Genomic DNA, 17039 nt, shown 5'->3' with positions numbered 1-17039 from the left:
CTGAACGCCTGTTGACCCATCTGCAGCCCGATACGAGGAATACTGCTCAATGCCGCAAGTAGATCCGGACCTGTTCGATCGTGGCCAGTTTCAGGCCGAACTGGCCTTGAAAGCCAGCCCCATCGCTGCGTTCAAGAAGGCGATCCGCAGAGCAAGGGACGTTCTTGACGATCGTTTCAGGTCAGGCCGCGATATTCGCCGGCTGATCGAGGACCGGGCCTGGTTCGTGGACAACATCCTGCAACAGGCCTGGGATCAGTTCGAATGGAGCGAAGACGCCGACATCGCGTTGCTGGCAGTGGGCGGTTATGGTCGCGGTGAACTGCACCCGTATTCGGACATTGACCTGCTGATCCTGCTCGACAGCGATGATCACGAAGTTTTCCGCGACCCTATCGAGCGTTTTCTGACGTTGCTGTGGGACATTGGCCTGGAAGTCGGACAGAGCGTACGCTCGGTGCGGGAATGCGCACAGGAAGGGCTGGCCGACCTGACGGTGATCACCAACCTGATGGAAAGTCGCACCATCGCCGGCCCCGAGCACCTGCGGCAACGCATGCTGGAAGTCACCAGCACCCGGCACATGTGGCCGAGCAAAGAGTTCTTCCTGGCCAAGCACGCCGAGCAGAAAAAACGCCACCACAAGTACAACGACACCGAATACAACCTGGAACCCAACGTCAAGGGCTCGCCGGGCGGGCTGCGCGACATTCAGACCATTCTCTGGGTCGCACGACGCCAGTACGGCACCCTGAATCTGCACGCACTGGCAGGTGAAGGCTTTTTGCTGGGAAGCGAAAACGCCTTGCTGGCGTCCTCTCAGGAATTCCTGTGGAAAGTGCGCTATGCCCTGCACATGCTGGCCGGACGCTCCGAAGACCGGCTGCTGTTTGATTATCAGGTACGTATCGCCGGGCTGCTGGGCTATGAAGACAATGACGCCAAGCTCGCCATCGAGCGCTTCATGCAGAAGTACTACCGCGTGGTCATGAGCATTGCCGAGCTGAGCGACCTGATCATCCAGCACTTCGAGGAAGTGATCCTTTCCGACGACAGTGGCACCCCCCAGCCGATCAACTCGCGTTTCCAGTTGCACGACGGCTATATAGAAGCGACTCACCCGAACGTTTTCAAACGTACGCCTTTCGCCATGATCGAGATTTTCGTGCTGATGGCCCAGCACCCCGAGATAAAGGGCGTGCGCGCTGACACCATTCGCCTGCTGCGCGAACATCGGCACCTGATCAACGACGATTTCCGCAACGATATTCGCAACACCAGCCTGTTCATCGAGCTGTTCAAATGCGAGACAGGCATCCATCGCAACCTGCGGCGCATGAACCGTTACGGCATTCTGGGGCTGTACCTGCCTGAGTTCGGCCATATTGTCGGGCAGATGCAGCATGACCTGTTCCATATCTACACGGTCGACGCGCACACGCTGAATCTGATCAAGCACCTGCGCAAGCTGCAGTACACCGAGGTGTCCGAGAAATTCCCGCTGGCCAGCAAGATCATGGCCCGCCTGCCGAAACCGGAACTGATCTACCTCGCCGGGCTGTATCACGACATCGGCAAAGGCCGGGGCGGGGACCACTCCGAACTCGGTGCCGTAGACGCACAGGCTTTTGGCGAGCGCCATCATCTGCCCGCGTGGGACAACCGGCTTATCGTCTGGCTGGTGAGCAACCATCTGGTGATGTCCACCACCGCACAACGCAAAGACCTTTCCGATCCGCAGGTCATCCACGACTTTGCCCAGTTCGTCGGCGATGAAGTGCATCTTGATTATCTGTACGTGCTGACCGTCGCCGATATCAACGCGACGAACCCGACGCTCTGGAACTCATGGCGTGCGAGTCTGTTGCGCCAGCTGTACACCGAGACCAAACGTGCCCTGCGTCGTGGCCTGGAGAACCCGGTCGACAGAGAGGAGCAGATTCGACGCACCCAGATAGCCGCGCTGGATATTCTTGTGCGCAATGGCACCGATCCGGACGACGTCGAGCAACTCTGGTCGGCCTTGGGTGACGATTATTTCCTGCGCCACACCGCGGGCGATGTTGCCTGGCACAGTGACGCGATCCTGCAGCAGCCAGCCGACGGCGGGCCGCTGGTACTGATCAAGGAAACCACCCAGCGCGAATTCGAGGGTGGCACGCAGATATTCATCTATGCGCCTGACCAGCACGACTTCTTCGCCGTGACCGTGGCCGCGATGGATCAGTTGAACCTGAACATTCATGACGCCCGCATCATCACGTCCAGCAGTCAGTTCACGCTCGACACCTACATTGTGCTGGACCATGAGGGCGGCTCGATCGGCAATAACCCGGAACGCATTCAGGACATTCGCGACGGCCTTACCGAAGCGCTGCGCAACCCGGATGACTACCCGACGATCATCAAGCGCCGCGTACCCCGCCAGCTCAAGCACTTTGCCTTCGCGCCGCAGGTCACCATTCACAATGATGCCCAGCGTCCGGTCACCGTGCTGGAACTGCTGGCACCGGACCGGCCCGGCCTGCTGGCACGTATCGGCAAGATCTTTCTGGAGTTTGACCTGTCCTTGCAAAACGCCAAGATTGCGACCCTGGGCGAACGCGTGGAGGACGTTTTCTTCATCACCGATGCCCACAATCAGCCGCTTTCCGACCCGCAATTGTGCAGCCGGCTGCAGGAAGCCATCGTCAAGCAACTGAGCGTCAATTCGGACACCCGTGGCGGTCTGCGCATCAGCATATGAACACTCGACTACACGCATCGGCTCAACGCAGCTCATTGAGGAACACGTTTCATGAATAACGCCATGCAACTGCTTCAGCCCTACCCTTTCGAGAAGCTTCGCGCCTTGCTGGGCGGCGTGACGCCCAACCCGGAAAAACGCCCGGTGGCGCTGTCCATCGGCGAGCCGAAGCACCGCTCTCCGGATTTCGTTGCCAAGGCGCTGGCTGACAACCTCGATCAAATGGCGGTGTATCCGACCACACTGGGTATTCCTGCACTGCGCGAAGCGATTGCAGGCTGGTGCAGCCGTCGATTTGGCGTGCCGCAAGGCTGGATCGACCCGGCGCGCCATGTGTTACCGGTCAATGGCACGCGTGAAGCGCTGTTCGCCTTCACCCAGACAGTGGTCAACCGCAGCGATGACGGTCTGGTGATCAGCCCGAATCCGTTTTATCAGATCTATGAAGGCGCGGCCTTTCTGGCCGGTGCTCAGCCGCACTACCTTCCGTGCCAGAGCGAAAACGGCTTCAACCCTGACTTCGATGCAGTCAGCCCGGACATCTGGAAGCGCTGCCAGATTCTCTTCCTGTGCTCGCCAGGCAACCCGACCGGGGCCTTGATCCCGGTCGAAACCCTGAAAAAACTCATTGCGCTGGCTGACGAGCATGACTTCGTGATTGCCGCCGATGAGTGCTACAGCGAGCTGTACTTCGACGAGCAGACTCCGCCGCCCGGCCTGCTCAGTGCTTGCGTCGAACTGGGTCGTCAGGATTTCAAGCGCTGCGTGGTGTTCCACAGCCTGTCAAAGCGCTCCAACCTGCCAGGGCTGCGTTCGGGTTTTGTCGCGGGTGATGCCGAGATTCTGAAGGCGTTCCTGCTGTATCGCACTTATCACGGCTGCGCGATGCCGGTGCAAACCCAACTGGCCAGCATTGCTGCCTGGAACGACGAAGAACACGTACGCGCCAACCGCGACCTGTACCGCGAAAAGTTCGATGCCGTGCTCGACATCCTGTCTCCGGTGCTCGATGTACAGCGTCCGGACGGCGGTTTTTATCTGTGGCCACACGTGGGCACTGATGACGCTGCATTCTGCCGCGATCTGTACGTCGATCAACACGTCACCGCCGTTCCGGGGTCGTACCTCTCCAGGGAAGTCGACGGCGTCAACCCGGGTGCGGGGCGCGTGCGCCTGGCGCTGGTCGCTCCATTGGCCGAGTGCATCGAAGCCGCTGAACGCATCCGGGCCTTCGTGCTCAAGTAAGCCAGCCGCCCCGCCGCATGCAATGTGCGGCGGGGTAATTAGTTACCACCCGCCACGCCGCTTGCGACGGTACTTTCACCCTTCATTTTCAAGGCTTCCCGATGGAAGCGATTTACCATGAAGGTCTCTTACATGCCCGTTTCATCCGATCAGAACGTAAAACTGCCAGCCTCCTGCTGCATGCGCATTGCCGATAACCAACAGGCGGCATACGACGTCGCCATCCGCGAAAACCCGGCCAATGCGGCCCTCGTTCCGCCCTACACCTCAGAGGCGGCCCAAGGCACGGATACGGCACATCATCAGGCACGCCTTCTGGTGTCATTCACCAAGTACTGGGCGCGCGGTCGAACCTTGAAGATTCTTTTCCAAAAACACCCGCCAGCTACCCTGACCGGCCCGGTCATCGAGGCCGCAAAGCAATGGCTACCGCACATCAACCTGAAATTCGAATTCGTGACAGAGGGTGAGAGCGATATCCGCATCGGTTTCAACGAGCACCTGAACTGGAGCGCAATCGGCACCGATGCCCTGCTGGCAGCGCAGGACGAGGCCACGATGGAGTTCAATGTCAAAGAGATATACACAGCCGACCTCAAACCGGCCGCAGAACTGACGCGCATCGTACTCCACGAGTTCGGGCACGCCCTGGGCGCCGTTCACGAGCACCAGCACCCTCAGGCAAACATTCCGTGGGACGAGCCACTGCTGCGCACCTTGCTTGCACAGGCAGGGCTGAGTGACGAAGAGGTCAATACCAACTTCCTCGACCGCTACGAGGCCGCCGATTTCCACCATTCAGCGTATGACCGTGACTCGATCATGCACTTCGATATTCCCAACGGCCTGACCCTTGGCGACTTCGAGATCATCAATGTCGGCAAAACGCTCAGCAAGAATGATATTGAAGTGATGGGGGCCGTCTATCCGGGCCGCGTACCCCGCACGCCCTCACCGAACCCGGTGGGTTGATCTGACGGCACTGCACTGCCTGGCCTGATAAACCGCGCAGGCGATCAGCCGCGCCACCGACTCCAGCCCGGAAAGCGTGGCGCGGCCTGATGTTGCCAACGGACGGATCAAGATCGGGTTCGCATTTTTTCCGCAACCCATCCCACCGCCCAGCTTACCGGGTCGTGCGACTGCATGGGCAACAGTGGCTTGCCCTCACGCGCCGCCAATCGCCCTTCCGTCTCGGCCTCGCCATGAATCCACAGCGTGCTTTGCTTGAATCCTTCGGCCCGCTGACGCTCCCGGTAATAACGTTGCCGGACGAGCGCCTCCTGACGCTTCTTTTCTTGCTCTGACATAACGCACCCAGCCTTCAAGTGGAGCGTAATAATTGCCCGCTCAGGGCTTGCCACTCAAGCACGACAGGGTGAAGTTTTCTTAATGATGGTTAGGCTTATTATCTAATTTTTGTTCAGCAAGCGTACCGACGCTGTCACAACATTGGTCGGATTGACGTGGCATAATGCGCGGCTGACATGGCGAGGAGAAATGTGGGGGTATCGAGCAAGATCAGCCACCCCACCTAAAACAATGACTTACACTCTATATGGCATCAAAGCCTGCGACACCATGAAGAAGGCCCGCACCTGGCTCGAAGAACATGCCGTGAGCCACGAATTTCATGACTACAAGACACAGGGCATTGATCGTGAGCACCTCACGCAGTGGTGCGATGAACACGGATGGCAAGTGGTGCTGAATCGCGCAGGCACCACGTTTCGCAAGCTCGATGACGGACAGAAAGCCGATCTCGACCAGGCCAAAGCCATCGAACTGATGCTCGCGCAGCCGTCAATGATCAAGCGTCCGGTGCTCGATCTTGGCAACAAGACCCTGATCGGCTTCAAACCTGACCTGTATGCAGCGGCTTTGCAGTAAGCCTGAGCGCTACTGAAAGCCCCTTGATAAAGTTAAGAGGTATTTACATGTCCACTACCCTGTTCAGCCTGGCCTTCGGCGTCGGCACCCAGAATCGTCAAGGCGCCTGGCTGGAAGTGTTTTACGCCCAGCCACTGATCAACCCCTCGGCAGCACTGGTCGCCGCAATCGCGCCAGTCCTGGGTTACACCGACGGCAACAAGGCCATCACGTTCAACGTCGACATGGCCTACAAACTGGCCGAAGCCGTAAAGCCGGTCGACGCGACTCAGGCCGCACTGCTGACCCGCCTGGCGGAAAGCCAGAAGCCTCTGGTTGCCACCCTGCTGGCTGAAGACGCAACGCTGACCTCGCCCCCCGAGGCCTACCTCAAGCTGCACCTGCTGTCCCATCGTCTGGTCAAGCCACACGGCCTGAACCTGGCCGGAATCTTCCCGTTGCTGCCTAACGTTGCCTGGACCAGCCAGGGCGCAGTCGATCTGGGCGAACTTGCAGAGCGCCAGCTCGAAGCCCGCCTCAAAGGCGAGCTGCTTGAAGTGTTCTCGGTCGACAAGTTCCCGAAAATGACCGACTACGTAGTGCCGAGCGGCGTGCGTATCGCCGACAGCGCTCGTGTGCGTCTGGGCGCCTACATTGGCGAAGGCACCACCGTCATGCACGAAGGCTTCGTCAACTTCAATGGCGGCACCGAAGGCCCTGGCATGATCGAAGGCCGCGTTTCGGCAGGCGTATTCGTCGGCAAAGGTTCAGACCTGGGCGGCGGTTGCTCGACCATGGGCACATTGTCGGGTGGCGGCAACATCATCATCAAGGTCGGCGAAGGCTGCCTGATCGGCGCCAACGCCGGCATCGGCATTCCGCTGGGTGATCGCAACACCGTGGAATCGGGCCTGTATGTCACGGCGGGCACCAAGGTCGCGCTGCTGGATGAAAACAACGAGCTGGTGAAAATCGTCAAGGCGCGCGAACTGGCAGGTCAGAGCGACCTGCTGTTCCGCCGCAACTCGCAGACTGGCGCAGTGGAATGCAAGACCCACAAGTCGGCCATCGAGCTGAACGAAGCACTGCACGCTCATAACTGATGCTGTGTGTGGGTTCAACGTCTCCCGACCTTGAACCCACCTTCACACGCAGGACCCACAATGCCCCTCTTTTCCCCCTGGCGCACCGACTTCCCAGCCATCGCCGCCTTGCAACGCCAAGGCCAGACCTACCTGGACAACGCTGCGACCACGCAAAAACCTCAGGCGCTGATCGATGCCCTGACTCATTACTTCACTAACGGTGCCGCCAATGTGCATCGTGCCCAGCACCTGCCCGGCGCACACGCCACTCAAGCGTTCGAAGCCAGCCGCCTCAAGGCCGCCCACTGGCTGAACGCCGGTGAAAGCGGACAGATCATCTTCACTCACGGCGCCACCTCCGCCCTCAATCTGCTTGCCTACGGGCTTGAGCATGAGTTTTCTGCGGGCGACGAAATTGCCATCAGCGCGTTGGAACATCACGCCAACCTGCTGCCGTGGCAGCAACTGGCGCAGCGTCGGGGATTGAGCCTGGTGATTCTGCCGATCGACACTGACGGTGTGATCGATACCGATGCAGCGGCCAGCCTGATCGGGCCGCGCACCCGCCTGCTAGCGGTCAGCCAGCTTTCCAATGTACTCGGCACTTGGCAGCCACTGGCGCGTCTTGTCGCAATGGCCAAGGCGCAGGGTGCGCTGACCGTCGTGGACGGTTCTCAAGGCGTGGTGCATGGTCGCCACGATGTGCAGGCGCTGGGCTGCGACTTCTATGTGTTCTCCAGCCACAAGCTGTATGGCCCTGAAGGGCTCGGCGTGCTGTATGGACGCAATGAAGCCCTGCCAAGCCTGACGCACTGGCAGTACGGTGGAGAGATGGTGCTGACTGCCGACTATCAACACGCAAAATTTCGTCCGGCACCGCTGGGTTTCGAGGCGGGTACGCCCCCCATCGCCAGCGTGATCGGCCTCGGTGCCACGCTGGATTACCTGGACAGCCTCGATCATCAGGCCGTCGCAGATCACGAAGCCAATCTGCACCGGCGTCTGCTGGAGGGCCTGCAACAGCGTGACGGCATTCACGTGCTGGGCGCCCCGGACCTGGCACTGGTCAGCTTCGTGGTAGACGGCGTTCATAACGCCGATCTGGCCCACCTGCTGACCGAGCAGGGCATCGCGGTGCGTGCCGGGCATCACTGCGCCATGCCACTGTTCAAGACCCTGGGTCTGCCGGGGGCGATTCGGGTTTCGCTGGCGCTGTACAACGATTCGGACGACCTGCTGCGCTTTTTCAGCGCACTGGATCAAGCGCTGGAACTGCTTCGATGAACCTGCCCCCGCTGGCAAAAGCCGCCTTTGACAGCTTCTCTCAGCCGCAAAGCTGGGAACAGCGCGCGCGCCTGCTGATGCAATGGGGTGATCATCTTCCGCCATTGAGCGACGAGGAAAAGTCGGACGACCATCTGGTACACGGCTGCGAAAGCAAGGTCTGGCTGACGGGCGAAGTCAGCGCAGACACGTGGCGGTTCCGCGCCAGCAGCGACGCACGACTGATTCGCGGGCTGGTGGCCCTGCTGCTCGCGCGGGTGAACGGCTTATCGGCCGAGGAGCTGGAAAACGTGGACTTGCCGGACTGGTTCAGTCAGTTGGGCCTTGGCCGCCAGCTCTCACCCTCGCGCAGCAACGGCCTGAATGCCGTGCTACAGAAGATGCGCCAATTGACTCAAGCCTGATCGGCTACCGCTGCCGACGGCTTGACCCGCTCCGAAGGTCGGCGGGTGCCTGCAACCAGTTTGTCCACCGCACGCGTGGCGGCGACCATGCCGAATGTCGCCGTGACCATCATGACCGCGCCAAAACCGCCCGCACAGTCCAGCTTGACGCCATCACCGACGAACTTCTTTTCCAGGCAAATGCTGCCATCAGGCTTCGGGTAACGCAGTTGCTCGGTGGAAAAGACGCAGGGCACGCTGTAATGGCGGTTGGGAGTACGCGAAAAACCGTAGTCTCGGCGCAGGGTCGAGCGCACTTTGGAGGCCAGCGGATCGTTGAACGTGCGGTTCAAGTCAGCGATCTGAATGAGCGTAGGGTCAATCTGCCCGCCCGCACCACCGGTGGTGACCATTTGAATCTTGCGGCGCTTGCACCACGAAATCAGCGCAGCCTTGGCGTTGACACTGTCGATGCAGTCAATCACGAAGTCCATGTCCGGCGTAATGCATTCGGCCATCGTGTCGCGGGTCACGAAATCCGACACCGCATGCACGACGCAATCCGGGTTGATCGCCCGAATGCGCTCGGCCATCACTTCGACCTTGGGCCGCCCGACGGTGCTGTCCAGCGCATGCAACTGGCGATTGCTGTTGCTGACACAGACGTCGTCCATGTCGAACAGTGAAATCTCGCCCACACCACTGCGCGCCATCGCCTCCGCCGCCCAAGAACCCACACCGCCGATACCGACCACGGCCACGTGAGCCGCACGCAGGCGCGCCAGCCCCTCGATACCGTACAAACGGGCGATGCCTGCGAAACGTGGATCTTCTGTGTTCATCATCAATACCCCGAAAACCGGCGCGCATTATAGGGGTTTGTCCGGGCGACGCACCTGCCTGATATCGAATGGTGCAGGTATTCCGTCAGATCACCGTGTCTACGCCCGCCACACTGCCCGCCCGCTCCACAATCCGACATATCCACCGCGCACGATAAACGACGGCCCCGGGTCGTCGTTTTGCTTTAAGATATCCGCCTTTTAGCGCCCAAAGTCTTGCTACCGGAGTTCTGTACATGACGGCCCCAGCCGACCTTTCGCCTACCCTACAACTCGCCTGCGATCTGATCCGCCGACCTTCGGTCACGCCGGTCGATGCCGATTGCCAGGCGGTGATGATGCAGCGCCTGGGCGATGCCGGCTTCACGCTTGAGCCGATGCGTATCGAAGACGTGGACAACTTCTGGGCCACCCACGGCACCCATGAAGGCCCGGTGCTGTGTTTTGCCGGTCACACCGACGTGGTTCCGACCGGACCGGTAGAGAACTGGCAGAACGATCCGTTCGATGCTTTGATCGACGAACACGGCATGCTCTGCGGACGGGGCGCGGCCGACATGAAAGGCAGCCTGGCAGCGATGCTGGTGGCGGCTGAACGCTTTGTCGCCGACCACCCGAACCACAAGGGTTCAGTGGCCTTTCTGATCACCAGTGACGAAGAAGGCCCGGCGCATCACGGCACCAAGGCCGTCGTCGAGCGTCTGGCGGCTCGCAAGGAGCGTCTGGACTGGTGCATTGTCGGCGAGCCGTCAAGCACCACGCTGGTGGGTGATGTGGTCAAGAACGGTCGTCGCGGTTCGCTGGGCGCCACACTGACCGTGCGTGGCAAACAGGGCCATGTGGCTTACCCGCATCTGGCGAAGAACCCGATCCACCTGGCGACACCGGCGCTGGCCGAGCTGGCCGCCGAGCACTGGGACGACGGCAATGACTTCTTCCCGCCGACCAGTTTCCAGATCTCCAACCTGAACGCCGGCACCGGCGCGACCAACGTGATCCCGGGCGACCTGGTGGCAGTCTTCAACTTCCGCTTCTCGACCGAGTCGACGGTCGAAGGCCTGCAACAGCGCGTCACTGCCATCCTCGACAAGCATGAACTCGACTGGCACATCGACTGGGCGCTGTCGGGCCTGCCGTTCCTGACCGAACCGGGTGCGCTGCTCGACGCCGTGTCGTCCAGCATCAAGCATGTGACCGGGCGTGACACCAAAGCCTCGACCAGCGGTGGCACCTCGGATGGCCGGTTCATTGCGACCCTGGGGACACAAGTGGTCGAACTCGGCCCGGTCAACGCGACCATTCACCAGGTCAATGAACGCATTCTGGCCAGCGATCTCGACGTGCTGACCGAGATCTACTACCAGACCCTGGTCAAGTTGCTCGCCTGATGCTGACCTGTCCGATCTGTTCTGCACCGCTCAGCGCAGCCGACAACGGCGTAGTGTGCCCGGCCAATCACTGCTTCGACCGTGCTCGCCAGGGGTATCTGAACCTGCTGCCGGTGCAGCACAAGAACAGCCGAGACCCGGGCGACAATCAGGCGATGGTCGAAGCGCGGCGCGACTTTCTCAACGCCGGGCATTACGCGCCGGTCGCCGGACGCCTGGCAGAGCTGGCCGCCGAACGCTCGCCGGCCCACTGGCTGGACATCGGCTGCGGTGAAGGTTATTACACCGCGCAGATTGCCGAAGCGCTGCCCCACGCTGAAGGCTTTGCGCTGGATATCTCTCGCGAAGCGGTCAAGCGCGCCTGCCGTCGCACCCCGAACGTGACCTGGATGGTCGCCAGCATGGCGCGCGTGCCATTACCGGACGCCAGCTGCCAGTTTCTGGCCAGCGTGTTCAGCCCGCTGGACTGGCAGGAAGCCAAACGCCTGCTGACACCCGGCGGCGGGCTGATGCGGGTCGGCCCGACACGCGAACACCTGATGGAACTGCGCCAGCGTCTTTACGATGAAGTGCGCGACTACGCCGACGACAAGCACCTGGCGCTGGTGCCGCCAGGCATGCAGTTGCAGCACAGTGAGACCCTGAGCTACACACTGAAGCTGATCGACGGCCAGTCGCGTGCCGATCTTCTGGCCATGACACCTCACGGCTGGCGTGCCAGTGCCGAACGCCGTACTGCGGTCATCGAGCAACCCGGGCCTTTCAAGGTCACCGTTTCCATGCGCTACGATTATTTCGTGCTGCAATAAGCATTCAAAAGAGGCACCCATGCGCCAACCCGATATCGAGATTTACCTGAAAGACGCAGACGTCGACCACAAGGCAATCGCCGAGTGGCTGAGCAACGCCCTGGGCACCTGCAGTGAGTGGACTCAACGCGGCCAGACCTGGAAGTGCAAGGCTGGCAATGTGGCCGTGACCTGGCTGCCAAAAGCCGTCGGCAAATGGAACAGCCTGCACCTCGACAGCGACCAGACCCCGTGGGAAGACGACATCGCCTGCGCCCGCGCCGCCTTCGCGGCACTGAACGTCGAAGTGCGCTGCGCACCCGGCACCTGGATCGAAGAAGAAAGCGACGAGACCGCCGACCGCTGGATCCGCGTCAGTGCCGACGGCGAAGAAGAGATTACCTGGCGGACGTCGTAAGTTTTTTCGCCCCGACGGTCTGGATGTGTGCCGTCGGAGAAGTCGGCTTTCTGGTGGAGGCGCCTTTTCAGGCCTCGGCCTTAAGCAGGTGTATCAGCGGGCAGCCAGCGGTTTTTGCCGATCGTCCCGGGATACGTCACACTGACGCCCATCTCGGGCAACCGCCCGTTCCTGACTCAGCAGAAGCCGTATGACCCGATCCCCGTTCCGTCGTCTTGTGTTCGGCACTCTGCGCCGATTGTTGTACCTCTGGGTGCGCTCGGAAACCATCAACCAATCGTCTTTCACGCTCAATCTGGACCGCAGCCGACCGGTTTTCTACGCATTGCAGTCCCCGTCGATCAGTGATCTGGCGGTGATCGATACCGAATGCCGCAAGGCCGGCCTGCCAAGACCCGTACTGTCCGTGGCCGTCGGCAATCTGATCGAGCCTGCGGCGTTTTTCTACCTCACACCGGCCCCCGACTGGCTCGGCCGACAGGACAAGCGGGGCGCGCCGCCGACGCTCGAGCGTCTGGTGGCGGCCGTTACCCAAAACCCGACCGAAGATGCACAGATCATCCCGGTCAGCGTGTTCTGGGGCCAGTCTCCTGACCGGGAGTCCAGTGCCTGGAAACTGCTGTTCGCCGACAGTTGGGCGGTGACCGGCCGTTTACGTCGTCTGGTCAGCATCCTGATTCTGGGCCGCAAGACCCGCGTGCAGTTTTCCGAACCGATTCACATGCGTGAACTGGTCGACCAGAACAAAGGTTACGAACTCACCCTGCGCATGACCCAGCGCCTGCTGCGCGTACATTTTCGCAACCTGAAAAGCGCGGTAATCGGGCCGGACGTTTCGCACCGGCGCAACGTGGTCAAAGGCCTGCTGGCCGAACCACTAGTCAAGCAAGCGATCATCGAAGAAGCCGAGCGCGAAAAGATCACGCTGGAGAAAGCCCGCGAGCGCGCGCTGAGTTACGGCAACGAGATCGCGTCGGACTACACCTATTCCGCCATCCGTTTTCTGGAAGTGGTGCTTAGCTGGTTCTGGAACAAGATCTATGACGGCATCAAGGTCAGCCACATCGAAGGCGTGCAAGAGGTCGCGCCGGGCCACGAGGTGATTTACGTTCCGTGCCATCGCAGCCACATCGATTATCTGCTGCTGTCCTACCTGCTGTTTCGCAACGGTCTTACGCCTCCGCACATCGCGGCGGGCATCAACCTGAACATGCCGGTGGTCGGCAGCCTGCTCAGGCGTGGCGGTGCGTTTTTCATGCGTCGTACGTTCAAGGGCAACCCGCTGTACACCGCCGTGTTCAACGAATACCTGCACACCTTGTTCACCAAAGGCTTCCCGGTTGAATACTTCGTCGAGGGCGGCCGCTCGCGCACCGGACGTATGTTGCAACCCAAGACCGGCATGCTCGCCATTACCCTGCGCAGTTTTTTGCGCAACTCGCGGATGCCGATTGTCTTCATTCCGGTGTACATCGGTTATGAGCGAGTGCTGGAGGGCCGCACCTACCTGGGCGAACTGAGGGGAGCGACGAAGAAGAAAGAATCGATTTTCGATATTTTCAAAGTCATCGGCGCATTCAAGCAGCGCTTTGGTCAGGTATCGGTTAATTTCGGCGAGCCTATCAAGCTGGCCGAGTTCCTTGATGGCGAGCAGCCCGACTGGCGCACGCAGGAGCTGACGCCGGAGTTTCGCCCCGACTGGTTGAGCGAAACCACCCACCACCTGGGCGAACGCGTTGCTCAACATCTGAACGAGGCAGCCGCCGTCAACCCGATGAACCTGGTCGCTGTCGCGTTGCTGTCGACCCAGAAACTGGCACTGGATGATCAGGCGATGGAGCGCGTGCTGGACCTGTACCTGACGCTGCTCCGCGCGGTGCCGTACTCTCCGCACACCACGCTACCGGAAGGCAACGGCCGCTCACTGATCGAACACGTCAAAGGGATGGACCTGCTGGCCGAGCAAAAGGATGCGCTGGGCAAGATTCTGTACCTGAACGAACAGAATGCGGTCCTGATGACGTATTACCGCAACAACGTTCTGCACATCTTCGCCCTGCCCTCGCTGTTGGCGAGCTTTTTCCAGAGTTCGTCGCGCATGAGTCGCGAACAGATTCTGCGCTACACGCGTGCGCTGTACCCGTATCTGCAATCCGAGCTGTTCATTCGCTGGCCATTGAGCGAGCTGGATGAGGTGGTTGATCAATGGCTGAATGCGTTTGTCGAGCAAGGCCTGCTGCGTTTCCGAAAAGACGTTTATGTACGTCCGGAACCCAGCTCTCGCGAGTTCGTGTTGCTGACCCTGTTGTCACGGGCCATCGCCCAAACGCTCCAGCGTTTCTACATGTCGATCTCGTTGCTGCTCAACAGCGGGCAAAACACACTCAGTGCCGAAGAACTGGAAGATCTGTGTACCGTCATGGCTCAGCGCCTGTCGATTCTGCATGGTCTGAATGCGCCTGAATTCTTCGACAAGAGCCTGTTCCGGCACTTCATTCAGACCTTGCTCGACCTGGGTGTATTGCGCAAGGACAGTGCCGGCAAGCTGAGTTACCACCCGATGCTGGGCGAACTGGCGGAAGGTGCGGCCAAGCGCGTATTGCCTGCCGAGATCCGCTTGTCCATTCGGCAAGTCGCTCTGCACAGCAACGAAGAAGAGCAACACGTAAGAAGCGAAACAGGAGCGGCGTAGGGTATTTCCGCAACTCGACGGGGATTTCCAGACAGGCATTTTGTGCGTGCAAATGCCTGCTAGGGTTGGGTTTGCACCCATGACGGGTGCTCACTCAATAAGGAAATTGAAATGACCAGCGAATCCCTAGTCAGAATTCAGGGCGAAGTATTTTACCTGTCACGCAACGCGCTGCCGGACGGCTGCAACATGACCGTCACCCTGAGTGACATCAGCCTGGCTGACGCCCCGGCCGATGTCATCGCCACGTGCGAAAAACAGATTGATCACCAGGTACCGTTACCGTTCGAACTGGGCTATCCCGAGGGCCGATATCCCGTGCAGGGCCACCGTTATGCCTTGTCGGCGCGCATCGAACAGGACGGCAGGTTGCTCTGGATCAACGACACCGTACACCCGATCGAACTGACAGACGACAACCAGAGCGGTCTGAAAATAAAGGTTATTCAGGTCGCCGACTGACTCGTCCACAGGCAAAGCATCCTTCAGCGGCGCGTTTCCAACGCGCCGCTGTCTATTCAGCCGGGCAGTTTTCCTGAGCGATATTCTGCACGCCAAGCTTTTGAATGCCTTCTCATGACTTCCTGATACGCTTGACAGCGTACTGAGCCATTATCGACCCCGTGCAGGTCAGAACCCATTTCCACAAGGACGCCTTATGCCTCGTTTTTCGTTTACCTTTGTCGGTCTGTGTGCAGGCCTGCTGCTGTCGGGCAACGTGTTGGCCCTGTCGCTCAGTGACCTTTCACAATCGGACGCTACCGGCGGGCTCAAGGACGCTCTGACCCAGGGCGCGCAGGTTGCAGTCAAGCAACTGGGCGTACCCGGCGGCTTCAGCAAGAATGAGGACGTGCGCATCGAGTTGCCCGGCAAGCTGGGCCAGGTCGCGAAAAAGATGAAAATGCTCGGTATGGGAAGTCAGGTCGATCAACTCGAAACCAGCATGAACCAGGCCGCTGAAGCCGCCGTTCCCCAGGCTCAGGCGTTGCTGGTAGACGCCGTGAAGAAGATGAGCGTGACCGATGCCAAAGCCATCCTCAGCGGCGGCAAGGACTCGGCAACCCAGTACCTGAGCAGCACCAGCCGCGAACAGATTCGCGCCAGGTTCCTGCCCATCGTCAAGAAATCCACCGATCAGGTAGGCCTGGTGCAGAAATACAATGCCTTTGCCGGCAAAGCCGCCGCCCTCGGCGCACTGGACAGCAAAAGTGCCAATCTCGAAAGTTATGTGACCGAGCAGGCGCTTAACGGGCTGTTCGAGATGATCGCCAAACAGGAAGAAAGCATCCGCGCCAACCCACAGGCAGCAGCGACCGGGCTGGCGAAGAAAGTGTTCGGGGCGCTGTGACGCCGCGCATCACGTGAAGTGTTCCGCGCCGGAGTGAGTCACGAAAAGTGTGCATGGGCGAATGATCTACGCGACCGGCTCTTTTTCCACCGCCTTCGGCTTCAGGGCTTTCTTAGGGTAGATGTCGTAACGACTGGATTTGCCATCCAGTGCATAACCCGGCTTGGGGCCATCGATGCAAGGCGCTTTGCGCGGGCGTTTGACCACCACGCGGTGGGTGGCCAGCGCAAGGGCAGCCTCCAGCAACGCAGGCGCGTCCATGTCGTCGCCCACCAGCGGCCGGAACAGGCGCATTTCCTTTTTCACCAGCGCGGTTTTCTCGCGGTGCGGGAACATAGGGTCAAGGTAGATGACCTGCGGTGGCTCGGCTGACCAGTGACGAATGATCTCGATGGCGTTGCCGGTCAGCAAACGCATCTGCGCGATGATCGAACCGACATCGTGATCATTGCGTCCGCGCGTCAGGCCGTCTTCCAGCAGCGCAGCAATGATCGGCTGGCGCTCGATCAGGCTCATCTCGCAGCCAAGGCTGGCCAGCACGAATGCGTCCTTGCCCAGCCCGGCGGTGGCATCCAGCACGCGGGGGCGTACGCCCGGCTGAATGCCGACAGCCTTGGCAATCATCTGCCCGGTGCCACCGCCGAATAATCGCCGATGAGCCACGGCGCCTTCGACAAAATCGACCCTTACCGCGCCGGGCGCATCGTTGCCCAACTGTTGCAATTGCAGGCCGTCATCGGTGACCTGCAAGGCAAAGTCCGCTTCGGCGTCCTGTAACGGCAGCCCGAGTCGTTGCGCCCAATCGGTGGCGGAAGCCTGCCCGTCGACCGTCAGAGCCTCGACCCGGATGCGGCTGCCTGTTTGCTGCTCAATCATTACGTCCACACACTCAAAAATTGTTAATGATCGGCAAGATCTGCCGATAACCAAGTATCCGGCATTTTGCCAGAC

General features: G+C 60.3%; 16 protein-coding genes. 13 read left to right on the top strand and 3 right to left on the bottom strand.

Translation table 11 applies throughout. The features are described from left to right. The first annotated feature begins 49 nt into the window (after positions 1-49). From BW686_RS16335 to BW686_RS16325, 3 genes are all read left to right on the top strand, one after another. Positions 50-2746 (top strand): [protein-PII] uridylyltransferase, encoded by a 2697-nt coding sequence (locus BW686_RS16335; protein ID WP_084918625.1) that lies wholly within the window; start codon positions 50-52, stop codon positions 2744-2746. Positions 2747-2797: 51 nt separating this feature from the next. Then, the gene (gene dapC / locus BW686_RS16330) at positions 2798-3991 is read left to right on the top strand and encodes a succinyldiaminopimelate transaminase (RefSeq protein WP_084918624.1); all 1194 of its coding nucleotides are present in this window, start codon (positions 2798-2800) and stop codon (positions 3989-3991) included. Positions 3992-4108: 117 nt separating this feature from the next. Then, positions 4109-4963 (top strand): matrixin family metalloprotease, encoded by an 855-nt coding sequence (locus BW686_RS16325; protein ID WP_084918623.1) that lies wholly within the window; start codon positions 4109-4111, stop codon positions 4961-4963. A gap of 107 nt (positions 4964-5070) precedes the next feature. Here BW686_RS16325 and BW686_RS16320 read toward each other — a convergent pair whose 3' ends face one another. After that, a complete protein-coding gene (locus BW686_RS16320) occupies positions 5071-5301 on the bottom strand; it encodes a hypothetical protein (protein ID WP_084918622.1) in 231 nt (76 codons plus the stop codon). A gap of 232 nt (positions 5302-5533) precedes the next feature. Between BW686_RS16320 and BW686_RS16315 the strand changes: the two genes are divergently transcribed. The 4 genes from BW686_RS16315 to BW686_RS16300 are packed head-to-tail and all read left to right on the top strand — an operon-like array spanning position 5534 to position 8633. After that, the gene (locus BW686_RS16315) at positions 5534-5881 is read left to right on the top strand and encodes an ArsC family reductase (RefSeq protein WP_084918621.1); all 348 of its coding nucleotides are present in this window, start codon (positions 5534-5536) and stop codon (positions 5879-5881) included. A gap of 47 nt (positions 5882-5928) precedes the next feature. Further along, positions 5929-6963 (top strand): 2,3,4,5-tetrahydropyridine-2,6-dicarboxylate N-succinyltransferase, encoded by a 1035-nt coding sequence (gene dapD, locus BW686_RS16310; protein ID WP_084918620.1) that lies wholly within the window; start codon positions 5929-5931, stop codon positions 6961-6963. A 60-nt stretch (positions 6964-7023) separates the two neighbouring features. Beyond that, positions 7024-8229 carry an aminotransferase class V-fold PLP-dependent enzyme gene (locus tag BW686_RS16305; RefSeq protein ID WP_084918619.1) on the top strand — a complete coding sequence of 402 codons (1206 nt, stop codon included), beginning with the start codon at positions 7024-7026 and terminating at the stop codon, positions 8227-8229. Next, positions 8226-8633, top strand: a complete 408-nt coding sequence (locus BW686_RS16300) for a SufE family protein (protein ID WP_084918618.1) — start codon at positions 8226-8228, stop codon at positions 8631-8633. Before BW686_RS16305 ends, BW686_RS16300 begins: the two co-directional genes overlap by 4 nt. Here BW686_RS16300 and tcdA read toward each other — a convergent pair. Continuing rightward, positions 8624-9454, bottom strand: a complete 831-nt coding sequence (gene tcdA / locus BW686_RS16295) for a tRNA cyclic N6-threonylcarbamoyladenosine(37) synthase TcdA (protein WP_084918724.1) — start codon at positions 9452-9454, stop codon at positions 8624-8626. The two genes, BW686_RS16300 and tcdA, sit on opposite strands and share 10 nt — an antisense overlap. A 236-nt stretch (positions 9455-9690) precedes the next feature. Here tcdA and dapE point away from each other — a divergent pair, with 236 nt between their 5' ends. From dapE to BW686_RS16265, 6 genes are all read left to right on the top strand, one after another. Beyond that, complete coding sequence (gene dapE, locus BW686_RS16290) at positions 9691-10842, top strand: succinyl-diaminopimelate desuccinylase (protein ID WP_084918617.1); 1152 nt, start codon at positions 9691-9693, stop codon at positions 10840-10842. Next, on the top strand, positions 10842-11651 hold the full coding sequence (locus BW686_RS16285) for a putative RNA methyltransferase (protein ID WP_084918616.1): 810 nt from the start codon (positions 10842-10844) through the stop codon (positions 11649-11651). The genes dapE and BW686_RS16285 overlap by 1 nt, the downstream gene beginning before the upstream one ends. A gap of 19 nt (positions 11652-11670) precedes the next feature. Further along, complete coding sequence (locus BW686_RS16280; protein ID WP_084918615.1) at positions 11671-12048, top strand: hypothetical protein; 378 nt, start codon at positions 11671-11673, stop codon at positions 12046-12048. A 190-nt stretch (positions 12049-12238) separates the two neighbouring features. Further along, positions 12239-14740 carry a glycerol-3-phosphate 1-O-acyltransferase PlsB gene (plsB, locus tag BW686_RS16275; protein WP_084918614.1) on the top strand — a complete coding sequence of 834 codons (2502 nt, stop codon included), beginning with the start codon at positions 12239-12241 and terminating at the stop codon, positions 14738-14740. A 111-nt stretch (positions 14741-14851) separates the two neighbouring features. After that, the gene (locus BW686_RS16270; protein WP_084918613.1) at positions 14852-15202 is read left to right on the top strand and encodes a YbaY family lipoprotein; all 351 of its coding nucleotides are present in this window, start codon (positions 14852-14854) and stop codon (positions 15200-15202) included. 196 nt (positions 15203-15398) lie between these two features. Then, positions 15399-16088 (top strand): DUF4197 domain-containing protein, encoded by a 690-nt coding sequence (locus BW686_RS16265; RefSeq protein WP_084918612.1) that lies wholly within the window; start codon positions 15399-15401, stop codon positions 16086-16088. Positions 16089-16154: 66 nt separating this feature from the next. On the opposite strand, the gene BW686_RS16260 is transcribed toward BW686_RS16265, so the two are convergent. Continuing rightward, positions 16155-16964, bottom strand: coding sequence for a class I SAM-dependent methyltransferase (locus BW686_RS16260; RefSeq protein ID WP_084918611.1), 810 nt, complete (start codon positions 16962-16964; stop codon positions 16155-16157). Positions 16965-17039 lie beyond the last annotated feature (75 nt).

The sequence above is a fragment of the Pseudomonas syringae genome, assembly GCF_002157375.1.
Taxonomy (GTDB): Bacteria; Pseudomonadota; Gammaproteobacteria; order Pseudomonadales; family Pseudomonadaceae; genus Aquipseudomonas; species Aquipseudomonas syringae_T.
This window is presented reverse-complemented; position numbering and strand designations above follow the sequence as displayed.